The organism is Paraglaciecola sp. G1-13 (assembly GCF_055809255.1).
Genome location: NZ_CM147903.1, coordinates 2,965,469 through 2,986,525 on the forward strand (window position 1 = coordinate 2,965,469; position 21,057 = coordinate 2,986,525).

Sequence of the window (21,057 nt, forward strand, 5' to 3'; positions counted from 1 at the left end):
TAGTCATTCTACGCTGCTTACTAGTGACAACAGGAAGACTTAGGCTTACTCGGCGCTTGGTCTTTAGTCTCTTGCTTGTTTACCATCTCATCAGATTTCAGCGAACAATGATGATCTTGCGGCGCTGCGGCTATCAAACCCCTCGCCTCAGCGACAATCTTCCATGAAGATTGAACAATCACTAGGGCAATGATGGTCCCTATGACTAAATCCGGGATTGACGAATCTAACCACACCACCAGCCCAGCAGACACAATCACACCCACATTGGCTATCATATCGTTGCGCGAGCATATCCAACTAGCACGCATGTTAATGTCACCCGTTCGGTAGCGAGAAAGTAACACGAAGCAAAATAAATTTACGGCTAAGGCTAACAGCGAAATCCACAACATGATATTGCTTTGTGGCGCACTGCCGTATATCAAGCGCCTGATGACATCAAATAAAATCAAGCCAGCTAACACCAGCTGCAGGCTGCCGTTGAACAGTGCCGCTTTTGCTTTGTACTCAATGGCCTTACCTACAGCGTAAAGCCCAACCATGTACACCATGGCATCCGCTAACATGTCTAACGAGTCTGCCATTAAGCCACTTGATTGCCCTACCCAACCGGCAATAAATTCTACGAAGAACATAGCACCATTGAGACCTAGTACAGTCCATAGCAACGTTCGTTGTTCTTTGTCTTGGGCGTTCACACCACAACATTCACTCATATGACTCCCATTGAATTGCGTATTAGTAAGCGTAGAATAAGGGTTCCAGTAACAGGAAGGTCAACCATGCAAATTAAACAATTAGCGCAAGTCACGAACGTCAGCGCCAAAACAATCCGCTATTATGAAGACATTGGGCTGCTACCCGAGGCAAAACGTGGGGAAAACGGCTACCGCTACTATCAGCAAACTGATGTGTCTTCACTGAATTTTATTCGTCGCTGCAAAGAGTTGCGCATGCCTCTGGCTGACATAAAAAGATTGGTGGCTGTGCAAAGTGATGGCAATGCCCCCTGTGCAGAGGTAGACGCATTAATTGCCCAGCAATTAGAGCAAATCCGCGTTGCCCAATATGAATTGCAACAACTGGAAAAAAACCTGCAAGCATTAGCCGACAGCTGTCAACACAGCCAGATAAAGAACTGCGATATTTTAAATCACTTACATGCCAACTAGGGTGCGCTGTACGCAGAAAAAAAAAGCCCTACAAATGCAGGGCCTAATGTGCCTAGTCAGGCTGCTAAGTGATGTTATTAACGCCGTGAAAAAAATTTCCTCATGAATTTACGCGGTACCGGGTTTCACTTTATAAAATATAGAAAATAACACTGGCACCACAATAAGGGTTAATACCGTCGCAAAGCCCAGACCCGCCATAATAGTAATTGCCATAGAGCCAAAGAAAGGATCAAACATCAGTGGCACCATGCCTAAAATGGTCGTCATGGCGGCCATACTGACGGGTCGTACACGACTAAGTGCACTGTCCACCACCGCCTTATACGCATCCTTGCCTGTGGCAAGTTCTATGTTTATCTGGTCCATCAATACAATGCCATTTTTCAAAATCATCCCGCTCAGGCTAAGTAAGCCAAGCAAGGCAGTAAAGCTAAAGGGTAAACCTGTGGCCAGTAACCCCATAGACACGCCTATGATAGCCAAAGGCACGGTAAACCAAATGACCAGCGGTTTACGCACTGAATTAAACAAAAAGACAGTAATGATAAACATCACCAATGCCCCCAAAGGTAAAGACGAAAACATCGCCGCTTGAGCATCATTGGTGGACTCGTACTCTCCTCCCCACGATAACTCATAGCCTTCAGGTAATGTTATTTCCTCAACCTTAGGGCGTAGACGGGCAAACAAAGACGCTGCGGTTTCATCCCCTAACACGTCGTGATCAGCCATAACGGTTAAGGTACGCTTCCTATCTCGGCGTAAAATAAGCGGATCGATCCACTCCATTTTTACACCATCAATAATTTGCTCGATGGGTATGTATGTTTGCAAGGTAGGGCTCCAAATATTTAGATTCTCTAAAGATTCAAAATCCACCCTCTCTTCTTCCGGTAAGCGTGTGATCACAGGCAACATATGCGTACCATCACGAATAATACCTATGGTGTTACCACCAAATGCCATTTGCAAAGTACTTGATAAGTCTTGCTTAGAAATGCCCAACCGCCGTGCTTTTGATTCATTAAACTGAGGCACCAGCTCTTTGGTACGTTCGCGCCAGTCATGACGAATATTTCGCGCACCAGGATCGGCATTAAACTCATCCTCTATTTGTACGGCAAGCGAACGTAATATGTCTGGATCTGAGCCTGTGATCCTTGCTTCAATCTTCGACCCTGGAGTGGGACCAAATTCCATAACCCTTAGGCGAAAGGTGGGATGCGCAAAGTTTTTATTCAAGTCAGCTTCCAAACCATCTAGTAGTAAAAACATGTTTTCCCGGGTGTCAACGCGCACGGTCATTTGCGCAAACGCCGCGTAACTTTGCTCAGGCTGATAGGTCAACATAAAGCGCTGCATACCTTGGCCTACAGTGGAGGCAACAAAATCAACATGCTCCAAAGACCCCAAATACGCTTCTACCTCAGCGCTCTGTTTAATCGTTTGCTGAATATCAGTCCCTTGTGGCATCCACACATCAACATGAAACATAGGCGTGCTAGAAGCAGGAAAGAACGATTGCTTCACGTTGCCAAAACCAATCACAGCCACCACTAATAAAACGACCATAGATGCGACCGTGGCCCAACGAAAACGCAGGGCAAATCTCAGCATCGAGCCAAAAACAACAAACAATGCCCCTTTGTAAGCATCGTCTTCTTCGTCGTCATTCTGACTGCCATCGGTACTTTGTGGCTTTTCTTTAAGCAGTAGATTGGCTAAAAATGGCGTTAGGGTCAGCGCGGTTATCCAGCTTAAAAATAGCGAATAACACAATACCCAAAACAGCGATCCCATAAACTCACCGGTGGCATCTTTTGACAACCCAATGGGCGCAAATGCAGCTATAGCGATAACGGTAGCCCCAAGCAAAGGCCACTGTGTTTGCGTGACGATATCCTTTGAAGCTTGCAATCGGGTACGACCTTTTTTGAGCCCTACCAATATACCTTCAACAACGACGATGGCGTTATCCACCAGCATGCCCAGGGCAATAATCAATGCACCAAGAGAGATACGATGTAGCTCAATCTCGTTGTAGTTCATAAGCATGAACGTACCAAAAACCGTTAACAGCAACACGGTACCGATTATGATCCCGCTGCGCAGGCCCATGGCAAACAAGAGGACGACAATCACAATACCTACCGCCTGTGCCAGACTTATCACAAAATCACTGACGGATTTATCAACCTCTATCGCTTGATTATAGAAATAATCTAGCTCCACTCCGGCCGGTTTAATACTTTGCAATGCTTCAAACTCTTGCTCAATATGTTTACCGATTTCAACCACATTTACCCCTGGGGAAAATGAAATTCCTAAGCTTATTGCTTGGCTACCATTGAACGTCACCACATTATTTGGGCGCTCGGCAATGCCCCGTGACACTTTCGCCACATCTTTCAAACGAATAAGGTTACCTGTGTCTCGGCCATGAATAATGAGGTTTTCAAGCTCTTCTACTGAACTTAATGTGCCACTAGGGCGGATGATAAGCGACTGACCATTGACCATGATTTGGCCAGATTGCTGCACGCTATTTTGCTGATTAAGTAAACCAGTGACCGTGCTCATGTCTAAGTTCAGTGACGCTAAACGCTCTAAAGACAATTCGACAAAAAGTTGCTCGGTTTGATCGCCAGAGATTGCCACCTTACCAACGCCTTGCACCAACTCTAATTCCCGTCGCAGTTGATCCGCGTAGCGCTTAAGTTCAACTGCGTCGTATCCGTCGCCGGTGATCATGATCATAATGCCGAACACGTCACCAAAATCATCAAGGATCTGCAAAGAGCTCACGCCTGCGGGAAGCGTTGGCTGAACATCGTTTATCTTACGACGCATTTCATCCCAAATTTGCGGCAGACTTTCGGGGCCATATATGGACTTCATACTGACTTTGAGTTGAGACATACCAGCAGAAGAAATCGAGGTAATAGTATCGATATAGGGTAATTGGCGAATTTCACGCTCTAGTGGATAGGTCAGCTCCTCTTCGACTTCTTGCGGTGTCGCACCAGGGTAAGTCGCAATAATCAAGGCGTCTTTTAGCGTGAATGCAGGGTCTTCCAAACGGCCTAAGCCGTAGAAGGCTGACAAGCCGCCTAAGGTTAAAATTGTCAGAAACAGCCAGCTAATGACTTTGTGTTTAATCGAGTATTCGGCGATATTCACTTTACGGCTCCTGGGATCGTCATACCCTGTCTTAATTTTCTTAAATTCGAGTTGGCAATCACATCACCCTCACGCACACCGCTGGTAACAATTACACCGTTGGATTTAACCTGACTAACTTCAACCGGGAATGCTGTTACTGCCCCGTCTTGAATTTTCCATACTTTGAATTGCCCACGCTCGCTAGCTGCGTCAAGCGCGGTCACTGGTAAGGCATAGCCATGTAGCATCGACATCTGCGCTTTGATCATGTCAACACTGACGCGCACGTTAGTACCGGGTAAAATTTTAGGGGTAACTTGAGGCATACGTAGCCAAAATTGATAGGTCTGAGATTCAGGGTTTAGCTCACTGGTGTGCTCAAGGTAATCGAGTGGGTAATTCCCTTCGTAGCCATTGAAATGCGCGACAGGCCGATAATTTGGTACGCTCAATAATGGTTTCAAGCGCGTCAATACGGTGTCAGACACCGAAATTTCAACGTATACATCTTTGCTCTGATAGATACTGACGACCGTTTCGCCCGCGGCTGTACGCTCAAAATCTTGTTTTGATACTTGCGAGATAATGCCATCAACTGGGGCTTTGATGCGGGTGTAGCCAAGTTGTACTTCGGCCAGTTTGGCATTCGCTAGTGCAAGTTTGTAGTTTGCCTTGAGCTCGTCGAGTTCCGAGGAAGATAGCATTTCCCTCTCTCTTAGCTCCTTACCCCGTGCTAATTGACGTGCAACTAAATCAAGTTTTGCTTGAGCATCATTCAACGTTTCTTTGCGTTTACTGTCATCCAAAATCGCCAATACTTGACCTTTTTTGACCTCATCCCCTTCTTGTACCAATACATCTAGAATTTCGCCTTCTAGACGAAACGATAGCGGTGTGAGCTCAGGGGCAATAACCTGACCATTGAATGCACGAAATTGGGTTTCAATAGGTGCGGGTACAGTAATGGTATCTAAAATAAGAGGCGGTTTGCTGCGGTGCTCTATATTCGGCGAACACGCTTGCAGCATGATCGCGCCCATAAAAACCAAACTACATTTTTTACAATTCATCAAATTCCGTCCTCTTCTACCCACGGCTTAACAAGCTGACCCTCTTCAAGACCGTGAATGCCGGTTTCAACCACAAGATCACCTTGTTGCAACCCGCTATGAATAAAACCATTGTCATCTAATAGCACGGCTGTTTTCATCACACGTTTTTCATTTGGCTCGAATTTCCAAACGTGACCTTTGCCATCTTCTTTGCTGATCCACGCAGTTCTGGGCAAAGTGAATTGACGTTTATTTTCTGGGTTAGCCACATGTACTTGGCCACTCATGCCTGACAACAAGGTCACATCAGCAGGGCGGCGCACCGTCACGCGCGCAGTGTAAGAATTGGTATCAGTATTTGGCTGGGTGGAAATTTCTTTAAATTGAGCGGGTATTTGCTGTTCTCGGGCTGAGTCCATCGTCACCCATACGCTCGATTGGCTAATCGCCTGCACGCCATAGTTTGAAACAAAACTGACGGGAACGGTAAAGACCACATCCATCACGGTGTTGTTTAGTACTTTCATCACTGGTTGATTAGCCGCCACCACCTGATGAGATTCGGCGTTAGTTATTGATACTGTGCCATCAAATGGCGCAATAATTTTAGTGTAGGTTAAGTCTGTCTTAGCTTGGGCGAGCTGAGCCTTAGCCACCTTGTAATTGGTTTCTGTTTGATCGAATACGTCTTTACTAATAAGGGTGTCTTTGATCAATGCTTTGGCTCTTAAATACTGTGTTTCAGCCAAATCAAACTCTGCTTGGCGAGTGTCCAAAGCGAGTTGGTAATCCGTTGGGTCTAACGCTGCCAGTAACTCGCCTTTTTTGACCTGCTTGCCCATGCGTGGCATGACCGATGCAATTTCACCGGCTACGTTGAATGACAACACCGCACGCTCTGTGGCATCCAGTTTACCGATAAAGCTGTCAACATGCTGACGGCTAAGGTCTGGCACCATAGTCAACTTTACTGGCTTAATAACACGGCTCACTTCTTGAGAGTTAACATTGTTGCACCCAGTTACGCCGACACTGACCAGCAAGATAACTCCTAGCGAGCCTAATACGCGACTGACATTTCTACTTAGCATTTCACTTATCTCATCTTTATTGCCCAGTCGTATAGCAAAATACTATACAGTCGTGCAGTATATTTAATTTATTGCTAAAATCAATATTTATTGACCTACCGGTACATTAAAAATTTTAAACAGCGTAAATATCTGTTACAACACCGCCAGCAAAAGGGTGAAAGAGTAAAAATGAACGTAAAAAAGCAAGGGCGTAGAAGCGCCGAAGATGCAGAGCAAACCAAATCAGACATATTAGAAGCCGCGGCTGAATTGTTCTGTGAGCTCGGATTTGAGCGTGTTTCTTTGCGAAACATCAGTGATAAAGCCGGGGTGTCTCATAGTCTGATACGCCATCATTTCGGCAGCAAAGAAGAGATCTGGCACGCAATCAGTGACGAACTGCATGAATTTATTGTTCGGTATATGGCTGTGGTCTACCAAAATATGTCTAAAACAGTCCCGGCTAACGTGCAGCTGTTCGAATTTGCTAAGCGTATGCTGGCATATATGTTGGTATTTAAACGTCCTGTTCAGTTAATGGCGGATGCCGTGCGCCAAGAAGATGCCCTGCTCGACTACTTCATTGGCAGTAGCGACGATATTGAAAGTTTTGTGGAAGGGCTGGTAAGCGCTCACAATACCGCTTTCCCTGAGGCACATATTCGCATGTGGGATTTAAAGTGGCAGATTGTAATGTATTCCCATGCCGCAGCATCCCTAACGCCGTTTCTAAAGGAAACTTGGTCTGACGAAACAGACGATCTCGACACCTGCTTACTGCGACATTTTATGTTGTTCGAACAGACCATGGCTGCAAGGTTAAAGATCGATAATGGCTATCGCAGCATCCCGAACAGTGTAAAAGAGTTGGTTTATGAATTACCTTGCTCGGTAACGCCAGAGGAATAGATTTTTATCGAGCTAACGTAGGTCAGGCATAAAAAAGCCTAGCAATGGCTAGGCTAACTCGTTTGTACTTACACTAGGCTATTTCACCTTTTTCGGAATTAAGTGCTGTGGCAATGGCGCTCGTCGCCCCATGGATCGCTCGCCATAGTTAGCACTCAAATAATCGAGTATTTTTTCCTCTTGGGGCAAAGGCCAAAGGTTTTGGGTTTTCTGCATCCAGCGAATAGTACTCAACCAGCGTTCACGGCTCATGTGATTTTGCGTCACCAATTTGGCCGAATGACAAGCGGTACAATGGGCCCGCACCATTTCAAAGCCGGGCTTGATGATAAAACCTGAACTAGGGTCTATTTCGCCGTTCTTGCTGGCTGAAGGTGTTACATCAGCTGCACTAGTTAATCCACTTGCCAGCGCGCATACGCCTAACAGCACCAGCCTTTTAAGCCCATTTAGTCTACTGTTTAAAGTGCTCACGGTTATACCACTTGCACAGCAATACGATGGCAGGCATTGTTTAAATATCCTTTCGGGTTCCAGCCCGGCAATATCATGGGTTGGCTTATTCCATCACTATCAGTGGCCCTAGCCCAGACCTCAAAATAGCCTTTAGCAGGAAAGTTCAGTTCACTTTGCCAGTGTTGCCATGCATTGCGATTCACCGGTTTTTCAATCTTGGCTTGTTGCCATGTTTGGCCAAAGTCAACAGAGATATGCACCTCGCTGACCACTTTATCCCCAGCCCATGCGTGCCCGCGCACCGCAAAGGTTTGGGATTGCTTATGGCTTTCTCCTGATTTAGGAAAGGTAATAAGTGATTTAACAGGCATGGCATGAATAATACACATGTCTTCTGCGGCCACTTTGCTGCCAGGCGCAACCGGCTCACAGGGGACACGATAAGCAGGTGCCGCCATTTTCGCGCCGTCATGCACTTGGTCACGGATCACAATACGCTCAAGCCATTTACCAGAGGTGGATGCTGGCCAGCCTCCTATGACTAAACGCAGTGGATGACCGTTCATAATTGGAATATCAGCATCGTTCATCGCCCAAGCAATTAGGTTTTCTTGTTCAAGGGCTTTATCGATAGGCACGCCGCGAGATATTGCTTCTTTGCTCGGGTCACCACTGATGTGCGTGTCTTTGCCGTAATAACCGATATATACCGCATCGTCTTTGATGCCAACGTCTTTGAGCACATCCGCTAAGCGTACGCCTGTCCATTTAGGGCAAGCTACCGCCCCTGTTGTCCACTGGTTCCCCTTGGCACCTGGGTTGAACTCCGCGCGCCCGTTACCGCCACATTCTAATGTTATTTGATAACTATGATGCGTAAATTTCTGTTTTAGATCCTCGAGGCTATATTGTTTGCGTTGTTTGGCAGATTCACCCTCTATGGTGAGTACCCAATTGTTTACATCAATTTCATTGGGCGGAATACCATTGTTACGCACGAACATATTTTCGGCGCTGGTGATTTTATCATCCAGCATATGGGCAGGGGTTTCAGCATTAATTGGCCTGTCATTGAGCACCACCAGCCCCGCACTTTTACCTATGATTGTGGATGGGCTATTGGTTTGGGCGAACGCGCTGGATATCATGCCCGAGGGAAGTAAAGGCGCAAGTAAGGTTTGTGCGCCGGTAACGACGCCGAGTCCCAGTAGAAACTTTCGTCTGGACAGACCGCTATGCGCATTGTTAATAGGCGTTGTTGCGTGCACCTCAAAAGACGAAGCACCTGCAGAAACTGTATTTGAATCAGAGTTAGTATGGGAAACATTGGAAATTGCCGACGAATGTTCGACAGAGGAAAAAGCAGACTCAGGCTTGGTCTGTGTTGGTTTCATGACATCACCTCATTAAGAAAATTTAAAGATAAGGAAGGCATACCAATATCAAGCCAGCAATCCATGCCGTTTCTAGCATTAGCAATAAAATTGGTTTGAAACCTACCGTCAGTAATTGGCTTAAGTTGGACTTCATACCAATTGCTGCGATGGCGATGACTAATGCAAAACGTGAGATATCAGTAGATATTTTGGTCAATGCCTCAGGCAAGGCTACCATGCTGTTGATGCTCATTAAAATAACAAAACCGATTAAAAACAATGGAATACCAGGTGCTTTAGCATGAGTAGTTTTGTCTAAATTCATCCTCAAGACCAGCAAAATACACACAACGACCGGCATCAATAATGCCACACGTACCAGTTTCGTCAGTGTTGCTAACACGCCAGTTTGTTCTGACACTGAGTAACCTGCGCCCACGACTTGAGCGACATCATGAATAGTGCCGCCTAGAAAAATACTGGTGGCGGTTTCATCAAGCCCTAACATACCAGCGATAATCGGATAGACCACCATGGCCATAGTCGATAGTGCAGTCACACCAATAATCGTTAATAGCGTGTCGCGATCTTTGTCTTTGCTGTCAGGTAAGACTGCAGAAATAGCCATAGCCGCTGATGCACCGCAAATCCCTACTGCGCCGCCAGTGAGCACGCCAAAGCGTTTTTGCAAGCCGAATGCTTTTGCTAATACGATGCCAAGCAAAATTGTGCTCATAATAGCCACGACCAATAACAAGCCGGTTTTCCAGCCTAATGCAATTAAGTCACCAAAGGCGATACGCAGACCAAGTAGCGCAACACCAATACGCAAAATAGTACTGGCGGTAAATTCGATACCGGTTTTACATTGGGTGCCTTGATGCAAAAAAGACATGGCGATGCCTAACAATAAGGCAAATAACATGGCGGGCGCGCCGTAATGGTCGCTTAAAAATAGCGCGGCCATGCCCACAGTTGTCGCCACCATAATGCCAGGTAGCAATGTTTTGATTCTTTCCATATGTGTTTTTTCCATATGTGTTGCTACCTGAAATTAAGGCGGGCTGTGAAGATGTATTAACGAGGCGATGCGTTAGCGATATTAATTCATCGCCAAGGCAACAAGCACTTCACGCTTGCGCTCACCTGAGTACGAACGGCGTCCGTGCATACTCATGTAGTTATCAACTAACGCAACGTCACCGTCTTGCCAAGGCAGGTCAAAGGTGTAATCTTTGGCTAAATCTGTGGCTAATTGCAGTCCTTCTACTGGGATCGCACTGCCATCGCCAAAAGTAATGGCACTTGAAGGGTTTTCCCGTACGCCTTTCCAGCCCATAAATGCAGCAATAAGCTGGTTGTAAAAGACCTCTTTACCGTTATCCAGTTTTACCACAGCAGGCAGTACTGGCGTGGTAGCACGCAAACCGCCATCTTCAGTCCACGTCCAGCTATAACCTAGCTCTTTAAGCTTGGCTTCCGCTTCCGCTTGGCTTTCAACACTTAGGGTGCTCTTCCAGCTTCGACCTTGGCCTGAATTAACGTCATTTTCACTTGGCATGTGCGTGGTGTACTTTAAGCCTTTATTGATGAAGTCTGCGGCTAATACAGGTTGCTGCGCTTTTAGCGCCGCAAATAACAGGTCAGAGCGGCAAATTGGCGTGGCTCCGCCTTCATCTGCAGCCGTTTTACAAAAGAAAAATACTTTGCTCGGTGAAATAGGCGTTTGAGCCATTTCGTGATGCAAGAAAATCTCTACATGCTTAGGCGCTTCATTAGCGGTGAATACCCGCTCAGTGAAGTTAATGCGCACAGCGTTAGACAACGACTCTTTGTAGGTGAAATTTGGGTACCCAAAGGCGTTAGAAAACTCGTCAAACGTTTCCGCTGAATCAAGAGGAAAACCTCTGAACAAAATAGCCCCTGACTCTTTTAGCTCAGCCTCAAGTGCTGCTTTGTTTTGCTCAATCCACGTTGCACAATCATCTAGAGACTTGACTGATCCGTCGTTTAACACAACACGTGGAAAAACCGAGTCACCGCTTTTTAGTTGATGCGGTACGTCAACATAATTAATCGCTGGTACTGACATGATTACACCCTAATCGTAGATTGGATAAAAAGTATTGAATGCTTCTTCACAGAAATGGCCGGGATCGTTAAAACGACGATTACTGTTAAGTGCGTTAATATCGTCCATTTCTTGCTGCGACAGTTCGAAGTCAAAAATGGCTAAGTTTTCCGCTAAACGCTCAGGTTTAGAGGTTTTTGGAATGATTGCATTGCCGCGCTGCACGCCCCAACGAAGCACTACTTGCGCTGCGGTTTTGCCTAAACGTTGTGCTGCTGCTTTGACCACACTTTGCTCTAGAACAGACTCAGCAGCCCCTGCCATATCAAGCTCAAGGTATGACAAAGCACCAAGAGGTGAGAACGCAGTCACTTGGATGTCGTATTGCTTCGCCAATTTCATCAGACGTTCTTGCGTCAAATATGGGTGCGACTCAACTTGCAACATAGCGGGCTTGATTTTAGCGTAAGCCATCAAATCATTGAGCAAACCTGTGTTGTAGTTACATACACCGATTTCCTTGGTTAAGCCCTTCTCAACCAATGACTCCATGGCGTGCCATGTTTCAAATAAAGGTACTGGCGCCAATTCCATCTTAGGATTAGCGGCACTAGGGTCTGTGATCCACTCAGGTGGGTAGCGATCATCAAAGGCGACAAACGGCTGAGCTATGGGGAAATGAATCAGATACAAGTCTAAATAGTCTAATTGCAAGTCTGACAAAGAACGTTCGATTGCTTGTTGCACATGCTCTTTTGCATGATACGTATTCCATAATTTTGACGTGATCCATAAGTCTTCACGGGTACAGATGCCTTCATCAATGGCGCGCTTAATCCCCTCGCCTACCTGTACTTCATTGCCGTAATCACAGGCGCTGTCTAAATGGCGATAACCTGCTTTAATGGCCTCATAAACGGCATCGGCACAGATATCTTGGGGGATTTTCCAAAGACCGAATCCGACTTTGGGCATTTTGCTCTGACTGAGTGACATACATTCATTCCTAAGGTGAAAAGCTACGGGTAATAAATAGACGCTAATTAAATCTAATATTATGTCTTATATAAGACATAAGTTAAGGCACTGCTTATGATTTGTCAAATAGTTGTGTACTAATTAACTCACGCAAGCGGCGACAAGCAACTAAGACATTGAATTTACGTGAATATTTGAAACATTGAACGGTAAACAAAATGTAAACGAAAGGTCAAAATGCGAAGAAAATGAATTGGATAATCCCTTTAAAAAGGCGAAATTATGCCTACAAGACTAGCGTTTCTACTGATTCAGCAGTTCTCGCAATTTGCGCTCTGCTGCTTGGGCGGGTGTTTCGCTCTGAGGGGATTGTAAGGGCGCTTGCGTGGGGTTTTGCGCAACATTGACCGCATCATCACGCTTTTGTTCTTGATAGTCGCGGTGCTCACTGTCACACTCTTCATCACCAAACAGCGCTGCAAGTTGTGCTTTTGCCTGGCGTTGTTTGATGAGTTTTGTATCGTCAAAAGCGCGGCTAGACAACGCATAATATTCACAGAAGTTGGCCCGCTCTTTATCCACGATAAACTCGGCACGCTCTTCATTACAGCCTGTACGATTGTGGACATCATAATGCTGACACATTGTACAAGCATGAATATCACTATGACACTGGCTGCACTCTTCGCGACGAGACACAGGGGTAATGATATTGCTCAGATGCACGCCGCACTGCCAACATGTTGCCGTGGCCATTTGTTATACCTCTATATCAATAAATTTAGGATCATCAGACTCTGTGTTTTTTGCAGCTTGCCCCTTAGGCGCCTGCTCAGGCGATTTCACCTCGCTTTTGGTGACGTGTTGGTGCTGTGCGTCACGCTGATGTTGTTCATCACGCTGATCTTGGTCGTTACGCGTAGCATTGCGTCGCTGGCGTTTCTTTTCCCTGGGGTCGTCTTTGTCAGGTCGGTAAGCGTCATCCTCTTCATCTATCTGTTTGATAGCACCCTTTTTATCAATCTTTTTGACCTTGAGTTCGTCACGGGCAATGGGTGACTTCCCCTCACGAGGCAGAATAGAAAACAGCAAGTCGTTCAACATGGTTCTCTCCGTTTTAGCGTAGCTATCAAAAGCTAATAAAAGCAGCGATTGTTATCACTGTACCTGTCTTTACTGGTTACTAACCGAGCAGCTCATTAATTGCGTCAATTATCAATCGCACCAAGCATAACATTTAGAGCCTAGCGGTGGCGCTTGGTTCCCGCCGGATTTGTATGTACATCGACTAGGTTAATAAATAACCACACAGATGCTAGACCCAGTTATTTAAATTATGCTTTTTAGCAGTAACTTATACCTGTTTTACGTGACAAAACCTGTTGCAATCCCCTTTGCAACAGTCTTTCAATGCTCTTACAATACATTGATGTAAAAAGTTAGAAATTTACTATTGCATTAAGCAAGCCAATTAGCTAATGTTTGCGCCCTCAGTCGAAACACGGCCCAAGAATTACAATGTTTATCTCAATTACGCCAGCAAAACATCACCATCATATAGCATAACCTTTCAGGTTGGTGCTGGAAGGTCTATTGATTCCTTCCTGCGGCGTAACGATTAACTAGCCCTCGGAAGGAAACTTCCGGGGGTTTTTCATTTAAGGCATTGAAAAATATATAATTCATGAGCATCGATAAGATGAATTAACGCAAATGATAATAGGACAAGCAACTTATGAGTGACAGCAACAGATTACGTATCGCAATTCAAAAATCAGGTCGCTTAAGCGACGACAGCATTGCGCTATTAAAAGCCATTGGCGTTAAACTGCAAATTCGTGACCGCTTGCTAATTGCTCACGCGACCAACTTACCTATCGATTTGCTACGTGTGCGTGATGACGACATCCCTGGTCTAGTCATGGACGGCGTAGTTGATTTGGGCTTTATCGGTGAAAACGAGCTAGAAGAAAAAATGCTTGAGCGTCAGGCATCAGGTAAAAAATTCGAATTCAAAACTCTGCGCCGCCTAGATTACGGTGGATGCCGCTTATCTATTGCGGTACCAAACGAGTTTAACTACCAAGGTGTTCAATCTCTTGAAGGGAAAAAAGTCGCGACCACTTACCCTTTCCTACTTGAGCGTTTCTTTAAAGAAAATAACGTGAATGCGTCTGCAGTTATGTTGACTGGCTCAGTTGAAGTGGCTCCGCGAGCAGGCGTAGCCGATGCAATCTGTGACTTGGTATCAACCGGCGCAACCCTTGAAGCAAACGGATTGCAAGAAGAGGAAGAAATCTTCCAATCAAAAGCGGTACTTATACAACGTGGTGGTGAATTACCAGAAGCCAAAGCACAACTTGTGAGCCGCTTCTTGCCACGTATCGATGGCGTTATGCAGGCCAAAGAAAGCAAATACATCATGTTGCACGCACCTAAAACCTACCTAGAGCAAGTGAAAAGCTTGTTGCCAGGCTCTGGTAGCCCCACAGTGTTGCCATTAGCAGGCAGTGAAGACACCGTGGCTGTACATGTGGTTAGCTCGGAAACCCTTTTCTGGGAAACCATGGAAAAGCTTAAAGCCCTAGGCTGTAGCTCTATATTGGTGATGCCAATCGAAAAAATGATGGGCTAGTGGTTCAGTTACCCATTGTGTAATTGCGCAAGTTAGCAAGCAGTATGCGAGCAGTACGAATACCTTTTATTGGTCAGTGAGACGAACGAAAATGCAAACATGGTCGGGCCTAAACAAAGGCCAACAACAGGCATTGTTAAGCCGCCCAGCAATGGCGGACAACAAGGCGCTCAGCAGTGCAGTGGCTGACATTATTCAGCAGGTTGCCGACAACGGCGATAACGCACTACGTGAATTAACCCGCCGCTTTGATGGCGTTGAACTGGGCGAGCTAAGTTTGCCAACGGGTGAACTGACTCGCGCCAAGCATGACATTAGCCATGACGTTAAAACCGCCATTGATACGGCATATGCCAATATTCACGCCTTTCACAGTGCTCAAAAGCCAAGTGATGTAAAAGTGGAAACGGCGCCGGGTGTGGTGTGCGAATTAAAACATGCCCCGCTAGATTCTGTTGGTTTGTATATTCCTGGCGGCAGTGCGCCGCTTATCTCTACTGTGCTGATGTTAGGTGCGACCGCACAAGTCGCTGGCTGCCCACGCAAGGTCTTGTGTACGCCGCCTAATAAGCAAGGTGAGGTGCCGGCTGAAATACGTTACGCCGCCAGCTTATGTGATATCAATGAAGTGTATTTAGTGGGCGGAGCGCAAGCGATTGCCGCCCTTGCCTTAGGCACTAAGTCCATTACCAAAGTGGACAAAATCTTTGGCCCAGGCAACAGTTTTGTGACCGAAGCCAAGCAGCAAGTCAGTCGTATTCCTGCAGGCCCAGCGATTGATATGCCAGCAGGCCCATCAGAAGTGTTGGTGATTGCCGATGGCAAGGCGAATCCTGTGTTCGTCGCATCTGATTTACTGTCTCAAGCGGAACACGGGGCTGACTCGCAGGCGATTTTGGTCAGTGACTCAAAAGACGTGCTCAGCGCCACACAGCGAGAAGTTGAACGTCAACTTGCCACCCTTAGCCGCCAAGACATTGCCCGCAAAGCCATGGCTCACAGCCGCTATATTTTCACTGATACATTGGACAGCGCCATTGATGTTAGCAACCAATACGCACCTGAGCATTTGATTGTGCAAGTTGAAAACCCGCGCGCCTGTTTGCCTAAGCTAAAAAATGCAGGCTCAATTTTCGTTGGCCAATGGTCGCCGGAATCAGCTGGTGATTACGCCAGTGGCACCAATCACGTGCTACCCACCTATGGCTATGCACGTAATTATTCAAGCTTAGGCTTAGCTGACTTTATTCGCCGTTACACGGTACAAGAGCTAAGCGCCAGTGGCCTGCAAAACATTGGCAGTGCCATCATGGATTTAGCCCAAGCTGAAGGCCTAGATGCCCACAAGCAAGCCGTTGCCTTACGTTTAGAGACCCTGGCAAATCAACAGGAGCAAGATAATGGCTGAGCCCGTGAATAATCTTATCGACTTGCTGTTAAACGACAACATTAAAGGATTAAAGCCATATGAGTCAGCGCGGCGCTTGTTCTCAGGTGCAGGTAATAAACAGCAAGTCTGGCTAAACGCGAACGAATCGCCGTTCGCCAATGATTTTACTATCGATGCCGAGCGTTTTAATCGCTACCCTGATTGCCAGCCCCCAGCGGTTATTGATGCCTACGCCGCCTACGCCGGTGTTCAGCCCGAGCAGTTACTGGTTAGCCGAGGTGCGGACGAAGGCATTGAATTACTCATTCGCGCTTTTTGTACACCAGGCAAAGACAGCGTGCTTATTTGCCCGCCGACCTACGGCATGTATGCCATCAGTGCAGAAACCTGTGATGTGGGTATTGAACGCGCAGGGTTAAATGATGACTTTTCATTAAACGTTGATGCCATCAAGGCCTTTAAAGGCAAAGTGAATCTGGTATTTATTTGCTCGCCAAATAACCCCACCGGCACCAGTGTTGACAAGAACCAGCTACTAGAGGTGATTGAACACTTTGCCGACAGCGCCATCGTGGTCATTGATGAAGCCTATATCGAGTTTGATAAAAACAACAGCTGGGCAGCAGAGCTAAGCAATTACCCAAATATCGCTATTTTACGCACCCTGTCCAAAGCCTTCGCTTTAGCCGGTTTGCGTTGCGGTTTCACTTTGGCCCAAGCGCCTATTATACAAGCATTAATGAAGGTCATTGCGCCCTACCCGATTCCAGAGCCTGTGGCGCAAATTGCCGCTCAAGCGCTTAGTAGCGAAGGGTTGGTGACACTCGACCAACAAGTTGCCGTGATCAATCAAGAAAAAGCCCTGCTTAAAAGCGCGCTGGCTAAATTTGCAGACGTTGAGCTGGTCGGTGACGACAAAGCCAACTTTATTCTTTTTCGCACACCCCAAAAGTCTGCATTGATGAATCACTTGGTTGTCAGCGGTATCCTAATACGTGACCAATCGAAACAAGTTAACCTGGATAATTGCTTGCGCATCACCGTGGGCAGCCCAGAACAGAATAAACAATTGCTGAGCGAGATCAGTCGTTTTTTCACCTTTCAAACTTCTACGCAGGAGGCCTAACGTGAGCCTAAGTCAGCAAGCCATTTTATTCATCGACCGTGACGGTACCTTGGTTGAAGAGCCACCTATCGATAAGCAGTTAGACACCTTAGCAAAACTGGTTTTTGAACCAATGGTGATGCCGGTGTTAACCCAACTACAAAATGCAGGATTTCGCTTGGTCATGGTGTCAAACCAAGATGGCTTGGGTACTGATAGCTTCCCTCAAGCGGATTTCGACTTGCCGCACAATAAAATGATGGATATTTTCGCCAGCCAAGGGATTGTCTTTGATGACGTATTGATATGCCCGCATTTTCCTGAAGATAATTGTACTTGCCGCAAACCAAATTTAGGTTTGGTTAAAGACTATCTTCAACAAGGCAAAATTGATTTCACGCGCTCGTTTGTCATTGGGGATCGTGAGACCGACATCCAATTAGCCCAGAACATGGGTATTGTTGGTATTCGCTACGATCGTGACGCAAAAGACTGGCCTGCGATTGCCAAGCAATTATTGGCATCAAGCCGCATTGCTGAAGTGGTGCGTAAAACCTCAGAAACAGACATTCATGTTAAAGTCGATTTAGACTCACAGGCCAAATCGACAATAGAAACTGGCATTGGCTTTTTCGATCATATGCTTGATCAAATCGCTACTCACGGTGGCTTTGAGCTTAACCTACGGGTGGACGGCGATTTGCACATTGATGATCACCACAGTGTTGAAGACACCGCCCTAGCCCTTGGTGAAGCATTGAAAAAAGCCTTAGGTGATAAGCGTGGTATCGGTCGCTTTGGCTTTGCATTGCCGATGGATGAGTGTCGCGCCGAGTGTATTTTAGACATATCAAACCGCCCTCACCTCAAATTTGAAGCCGAGTTTAGCCGAGACACAGTGGGCGAAATGGCGACCGAAATGGTGCCGCATTTCTTCTATTCAATTGCACAAGCCATGGGCTTGTCGCTGCATTTGTCGACCTCTGAAGGCAATGCTCATCACCAAGTCGAGAGCTTATTTAAAGTGTTTGGCCGTGCACTACGCCAAGCGATTCAAAAAAACGGTGAAGCACTACCCAGCAGTAAAGGAACGTTATAGTGAGTACGTCAGCACCTTTAGTTAACAGCAAACAGAACATTGTTATTGTGAACACCGGTTGCGCAAATATTTCATCGGTAAAATTTGCCGTTGAACGCTTAGGGGTAAAAGTGGATGTGTCTGATGATGTTCAGGTCATTCAAAAAGCCGATAAAGTGTTTTTGCCCGGCGTAGGCAGTGCCAACGCCGCTATGGCCAGCATTGAGGTTAAACAGCTAAAATCCTGTATTCAGGGCCTAACGCAACCGGTATTAGGCATTTGCCTAGGCATGCAACTCATGGTTGAACGCTCTGAAGAAAGCCTAGTGGATAGCACCCCATGTTTAGGTATGATCCCCGGTGAGGTAAAACGCATGCAGGTGGGTGATTTACGTTTACCGCATATGGGCTGGAACACCGTGAACCCTGTTGAGCAAAACACCTTATTCAAAGGCATCGATGCTGGCAGTTACTTCTACTTTGTACATAGCTTTGCCGTTGCTGTGAGTGAATATACCCTCGCGCAAACCGACTACGGCATGGGGTTTTCAGCTGCGCTGCACAAAGACAATTTTTTCGGGGTGCAATTTCACCCTGAACGTTCTAGTGATGCGGGCGCCGCCCTTCTTAAAAACTTTATCGAGTTATAAACCAAATTATGATTATACCCGCAATAGATTTGATTGAAGGCTCTGTGGTTCGTTTGTATCAAGGCGACTATGAGCAAAAAACCCAATACGAACTGGACCCCATTGACGTAGTCAATAACTATGCCGATCAAGGCGCTAAGTGGTTACACATAGTGGATTTAACTGGCGCGAAAGACACCAACAAACGCCAACTAAAACTGATTGGCGACATGGTGGCCACTGGCCGCATGCAATTTCAAGCAGGCGGCGGTATTCGTAGCGAACAAGACGTCGCGCAACTGTTAGCGCTAGGCGTTAAACGTGTCGTCATTGGTTCACTTGCGGTGAAAGAGCCTGAGCTGGTTAAAGGTTGGGTCACTAAGTATGGCAGTGAAGCTATCGTACTCGCCCTTGATATCAACATTGACGAGCAAGGTAATAAATTTATTGCTACCCATGGCTGGCAAGAAAACTCCGGCGTGTCATTAGAAGCGCTGTTAGAAGACTTTTTGTCTGTGGGGGCCAAGCACGTGCTATGTACTGACATCAGTCGTGATGGCACATTACAAGGTGCAAATCATCAATTGTATAGCGAAATGGCTGCGAAATTTCCGACCATTGAATGGCAAGCATCGGGCGGCATTGGCAATTTGGATGATATCGCCGTCCTTAAACCAACCCATGTTAGCGGGGTTATTCTTGGCCGTGCCTTGCTTGAAGGAAAATTCACCGTCGAGCAAGCGATAGAGTGTTGGCAAAGTTAATTTATCCCCTTTTTACGCGGTGAGAGCGCCGGTACAATCAAGCTAGACAAAGTCCTTAACAATTGTATGGGACGAAGTGATTGCACTGGGGCCGTGCTTACTAAATAATTGAATAACTTCAACCGTAAACGATCATGGCAAGGACACACCAGAGTCACCCCTGATCCCCTGTATTTAGGAAAAAGTAATGGCAGCATTTGGTACCGTTTTTATGCCTGAAATGGCATTGACTACATTTGAAAATGATCAGTGGAATAAAGCGCAAATAGTTTCTTCAGACAGCATTAGCCTGCACCCTGCAGCCCATGTTTTGCACTACTCAAGTACGTGTTTTGAAGGTTTGAAAGCATTTAAACACGAAGATGGCAGTGTGCATGTCTTTCGTATGGATCAGAACATAAAGCGTTTTGCTCAAAGTGCTCGCTTTTTGTCGCTACCTGAAGTTGATGAAGCGCAAGTCGCGCAAATGATCATGGATATTGTGGCCAAATATGCTGACGATGTGCCGTTGCCGCCAGGCTCGATGTATATTCGCCCAACACATTTCGGTACCGAGCCTGCTATCGGTAAAGCGGCAGTGCCATCACTGACCTCGATGTTATACGTATTACTGTCACCAGTAGGTGATTATTTCACTGGCGGCGCTAAAGCGTTGCGCCTGCTGCTGGATGAAACCGGTATGCGCTGTGCGCCGCACATGGGCATGATTAAAAGCGGTGGCAACTATGCCAGCGCCCTAGGCCCGATTTCTAAAGCGCGTGTTGAGCACAACGCCGATCAAATCTTGTTCTGCCCCAATGGCGACGTACAGGAAACTGGCGCGGCCAATTTCTTGCTGATTGATGGCAATGAGATCATCACTAAAGGTCTGGACTCGACTTTTTTACATGGTGTGACTCGCAGCACTATTTTGACCCTTGCGGCTGACTTAGGCATGACCATCAGTGAGCGCGACATCACCGTCAGTGAGCTTCTTGAGCGTTCGGCTAAGCCTGGCGTTGAAGCTGCACTTTCGGGCACAGCTGCTGTACTCACGCCGGTGGGCACCTTTATTCATAACGATAAAGAATACACAGTCGGTAGCGGTGAAGCAGGCCCAACAACTGCGAAATTACGCCAAGCATTAAATGATATTCAATGGGGTAAAGCCCCAGATGTTCATGGTTGGCTGAAGCGCGTTAAGTAATCCCTATTAGGACGC

The 21,057-nt window shown here is 46.5% G+C and carries 20 protein-coding genes and 1 other annotated feature; of the genes, 9 read left to right on the plus strand and 11 right to left on the minus strand.

Features of this window, described 5'->3' with window-relative positions; genetic code table 11:
• Window positions 1-20: 20 nt before the first annotated feature.
• Window positions 21-719, minus strand: coding sequence for a cation diffusion facilitator family transporter (locus tag AC0L6N_RS12465; protein WP_011575632.1), 699 nt, complete (start codon window positions 717-719; stop codon window positions 21-23).
• 66 nt (window positions 720-785) lie between these two features.
• Here AC0L6N_RS12465 and AC0L6N_RS12470 point away from each other — a divergent pair, with 66 nt between their 5' ends.
• Window positions 786-1,175 (plus strand): Cd(II)/Pb(II)-responsive transcriptional regulator, encoded by a 390-nt coding sequence (locus AC0L6N_RS12470; protein WP_473474939.1) that lies wholly within the window; start codon window positions 786-788, stop codon window positions 1,173-1,175.
• 108 nt (window positions 1,176-1,283) lie between these two features.
• Here AC0L6N_RS12470 and AC0L6N_RS12475 read toward each other — a convergent pair whose 3' ends face one another.
• Genes AC0L6N_RS12475 through AC0L6N_RS12485 form a run of 3 tightly spaced genes read right to left on the minus strand, consistent with a single transcriptional unit; the run spans window position 1,284 to window position 6,483 of the window.
• Entirely contained in the window at window positions 1,284-4,358 is a 3,075-nt protein-coding gene (locus AC0L6N_RS12475; protein WP_473474940.1) for an efflux RND transporter permease subunit, read from the minus strand.
• Complete coding sequence (locus tag AC0L6N_RS12480) at window positions 4,355-5,410, minus strand: efflux RND transporter periplasmic adaptor subunit (protein WP_473474941.1); 1,056 nt, start codon at window positions 5,408-5,410, stop codon at window positions 4,355-4,357. Before AC0L6N_RS12480 ends, AC0L6N_RS12475 begins: the two co-directional genes overlap by 4 nt.
• Complete coding sequence (locus AC0L6N_RS12485; protein ID WP_473474943.1) at window positions 5,410-6,483, minus strand: efflux RND transporter periplasmic adaptor subunit; 1,074 nt, start codon at window positions 6,481-6,483, stop codon at window positions 5,410-5,412. The genes AC0L6N_RS12480 and AC0L6N_RS12485 overlap by 1 nt, the downstream gene beginning before the upstream one ends.
• Window positions 6,484-6,654: 171 nt before the next feature.
• On the opposite strand from AC0L6N_RS12485, the gene AC0L6N_RS12490 reads away from it, so the two are divergent.
• Window positions 6,655-7,374, plus strand: a complete 720-nt coding sequence (locus AC0L6N_RS12490) for a TetR/AcrR family transcriptional regulator (RefSeq protein WP_473474945.1) — start codon at window positions 6,655-6,657, stop codon at window positions 7,372-7,374.
• A gap of 78 nt (window positions 7,375-7,452) precedes the next feature.
• Here the strand turns inward: AC0L6N_RS12490 and AC0L6N_RS12495 are convergent, their stop codons facing one another.
• The 7 genes from AC0L6N_RS12495 to AC0L6N_RS12525 form a co-directional block, all read right to left on the minus strand.
• Complete coding sequence (locus AC0L6N_RS12495) at window positions 7,453-7,848, minus strand: hypothetical protein (RefSeq protein WP_473474946.1); 396 nt, start codon at window positions 7,846-7,848, stop codon at window positions 7,453-7,455.
• Between the two features lie 2 nt (window positions 7,849-7,850).
• On the minus strand, window positions 7,851-9,224 hold the full coding sequence (locus AC0L6N_RS12500; protein ID WP_473474948.1) for a sulfite oxidase: 1,374 nt from the start codon (window positions 9,222-9,224) through the stop codon (window positions 7,851-7,853).
• Between the two features lie 22 nt (window positions 9,225-9,246).
• Window positions 9,247-10,227: a putative sulfate exporter family transporter gene (locus AC0L6N_RS12505; protein WP_033187238.1), complete on the minus strand. Its 981-nt coding sequence runs from the start codon at window positions 10,225-10,227 to the stop codon at window positions 9,247-9,249.
• Window positions 10,228-10,308: 81 nt separating this feature from the next.
• Window positions 10,309-11,298 (minus strand): TauD/TfdA family dioxygenase, encoded by a 990-nt coding sequence (locus tag AC0L6N_RS12510; RefSeq protein WP_473474950.1) that lies wholly within the window; start codon window positions 11,296-11,298, stop codon window positions 10,309-10,311.
• Window positions 11,299-11,307: 9 nt separating this feature from the next.
• Complete coding sequence (locus AC0L6N_RS12515) at window positions 11,308-12,273, minus strand: aldo/keto reductase (RefSeq protein ID WP_473474952.1); 966 nt, start codon at window positions 12,271-12,273, stop codon at window positions 11,308-11,310.
• A gap of 285 nt (window positions 12,274-12,558) precedes the next feature.
• The gene (locus tag AC0L6N_RS12520; RefSeq protein ID WP_473474954.1) at window positions 12,559-13,011 is read right to left on the minus strand and encodes a hypothetical protein; all 453 of its coding nucleotides are present in this window, start codon (window positions 13,009-13,011) and stop codon (window positions 12,559-12,561) included.
• A gap of 3 nt (window positions 13,012-13,014) precedes the next feature.
• Window positions 13,015-13,359 (minus strand): hypothetical protein, encoded by a 345-nt coding sequence (locus AC0L6N_RS12525; protein WP_473474956.1) that lies wholly within the window; start codon window positions 13,357-13,359, stop codon window positions 13,015-13,017.
• Window positions 13,360-13,796: 437 nt separating this feature from the next.
• Window positions 13,797-13,910 (plus strand) — a sequence feature (His leader region).
• 80 nt (window positions 13,911-13,990) lie between these two features.
• On the opposite strand from AC0L6N_RS12525, the gene hisG reads away from it, so the two are divergent.
• The 7 genes from hisG to AC0L6N_RS12560 all read left to right on the plus strand — a co-directional run bounded on the left by hisG (window position 13,991) and on the right by AC0L6N_RS12560 (window position 21,042).
• A complete protein-coding gene (gene hisG / locus AC0L6N_RS12530; protein WP_011575645.1) occupies window positions 13,991-14,890 on the plus strand; it encodes an ATP phosphoribosyltransferase in 900 nt (299 codons plus the stop codon).
• A gap of 91 nt (window positions 14,891-14,981) precedes the next feature.
• Window positions 14,982-16,298, plus strand: a complete 1,317-nt coding sequence (hisD, locus tag AC0L6N_RS12535) for a histidinol dehydrogenase (protein ID WP_473474958.1) — start codon at window positions 14,982-14,984, stop codon at window positions 16,296-16,298.
• A complete protein-coding gene (gene hisC / locus AC0L6N_RS12540) occupies window positions 16,291-17,406 on the plus strand; it encodes a histidinol-phosphate transaminase (RefSeq protein WP_473474960.1) in 1,116 nt (371 codons plus the stop codon). The genes hisD and hisC overlap by 8 nt, the downstream gene beginning before the upstream one ends.
• 1 nt (window position 17,407) lies before the next feature.
• Window positions 17,408-18,484 carry a bifunctional histidinol-phosphatase/imidazoleglycerol-phosphate dehydratase HisB gene (hisB, locus tag AC0L6N_RS12545; RefSeq protein ID WP_473474962.1) on the plus strand — a complete coding sequence of 359 codons (1,077 nt, stop codon included), beginning with the start codon at window positions 17,408-17,410 and terminating at the stop codon, window positions 18,482-18,484.
• The gene (hisH, locus tag AC0L6N_RS12550; protein ID WP_473474964.1) at window positions 18,484-19,113 is read left to right on the plus strand and encodes an imidazole glycerol phosphate synthase subunit HisH; all 630 of its coding nucleotides are present in this window, start codon (window positions 18,484-18,486) and stop codon (window positions 19,111-19,113) included. The genes hisB and hisH overlap by 1 nt, the downstream gene beginning before the upstream one ends.
• Before the next feature lie 8 nt (window positions 19,114-19,121).
• Window positions 19,122-19,856 carry a 1-(5-phosphoribosyl)-5-[(5-phosphoribosylamino)methylideneamino]imidazole-4-carboxamide isomerase gene (gene hisA / locus AC0L6N_RS12555; protein WP_473474966.1) on the plus strand — a complete coding sequence of 245 codons (735 nt, stop codon included), beginning with the start codon at window positions 19,122-19,124 and terminating at the stop codon, window positions 19,854-19,856.
• Between the two features lie 187 nt (window positions 19,857-20,043).
• The gene (locus AC0L6N_RS12560) at window positions 20,044-21,042 is read left to right on the plus strand and encodes a branched-chain amino acid aminotransferase (RefSeq protein ID WP_011575651.1); all 999 of its coding nucleotides are present in this window, start codon (window positions 20,044-20,046) and stop codon (window positions 21,040-21,042) included.
• The last annotated feature ends 15 nt before the right edge of the window (window positions 21,043-21,057 follow it).

What these genes read in the sequence shown, in the direction of transcription:
- AC0L6N_RS12515 (WP_473474952.1), bottom strand. Translation starts at nt 12,273, where the DNA reads ATGTCACTCAGTCAGAGCAAAATGCCCAAAGTCGGATTCGGTCTTTGG.
- AC0L6N_RS12500 (WP_473474948.1), bottom strand. Translation starts at nt 9,224, where the DNA reads ATGAAACCAACACAGACCAAGCCTGAGTCTGCTTTTTCCTCTGTCGAA.
- AC0L6N_RS12520 (WP_473474954.1), bottom strand. Translation starts at nt 13,011, where the DNA reads ATGGCCACGGCAACATGTTGGCAGTGCGGCGTGCATCTGAGCAATATC.
- AC0L6N_RS12510 (WP_473474950.1), bottom strand. Translation starts at nt 11,298, where the DNA reads ATGTCAGTACCAGCGATTAATTATGTTGACGTACCGCATCAACTAAAA.
- AC0L6N_RS12490 (WP_473474945.1), top strand. Translation starts at nt 6,655, where the DNA reads ATGAACGTAAAAAAGCAAGGGCGTAGAAGCGCCGAAGATGCAGAGCAA.
- AC0L6N_RS12470 (WP_473474939.1), top strand. Translation starts at nt 786, where the DNA reads ATGCAAATTAAACAATTAGCGCAAGTCACGAACGTCAGCGCCAAAACA.
- hisG (WP_011575645.1), top strand. Translation starts at nt 13,991, where the DNA reads ATGAGTGACAGCAACAGATTACGTATCGCAATTCAAAAATCAGGTCGC.
- hisC (WP_473474960.1), top strand. Translation starts at nt 16,291, where the DNA reads ATGGCTGAGCCCGTGAATAATCTTATCGACTTGCTGTTAAACGACAAC.
- hisA (WP_473474966.1), top strand. Translation starts at nt 19,122, where the DNA reads ATGATTATACCCGCAATAGATTTGATTGAAGGCTCTGTGGTTCGTTTG.
- AC0L6N_RS12505 (WP_033187238.1), bottom strand. Translation starts at nt 10,227, where the DNA reads ATGGAAAGAATCAAAACATTGCTACCTGGCATTATGGTGGCGACAACT.
- AC0L6N_RS12465 (WP_011575632.1), bottom strand. Translation starts at nt 719, where the DNA reads ATGAGTGAATGTTGTGGTGTGAACGCCCAAGACAAAGAACAACGAACG.
- AC0L6N_RS12560 (WP_011575651.1), top strand. Translation starts at nt 20,044, where the DNA reads ATGGCAGCATTTGGTACCGTTTTTATGCCTGAAATGGCATTGACTACA.
- hisD (WP_473474958.1), top strand. Translation starts at nt 14,982, where the DNA reads ATGCAAACATGGTCGGGCCTAAACAAAGGCCAACAACAGGCATTGTTA.
- AC0L6N_RS12485 (WP_473474943.1), bottom strand. Translation starts at nt 6,483, where the DNA reads ATGCTAAGTAGAAATGTCAGTCGCGTATTAGGCTCGCTAGGAGTTATC.
- AC0L6N_RS12480 (WP_473474941.1), bottom strand. Translation starts at nt 5,410, where the DNA reads ATGAATTGTAAAAAATGTAGTTTGGTTTTTATGGGCGCGATCATGCTG.
- AC0L6N_RS12525 (WP_473474956.1), bottom strand. Translation starts at nt 13,359, where the DNA reads ATGTTGAACGACTTGCTGTTTTCTATTCTGCCTCGTGAGGGGAAGTCA.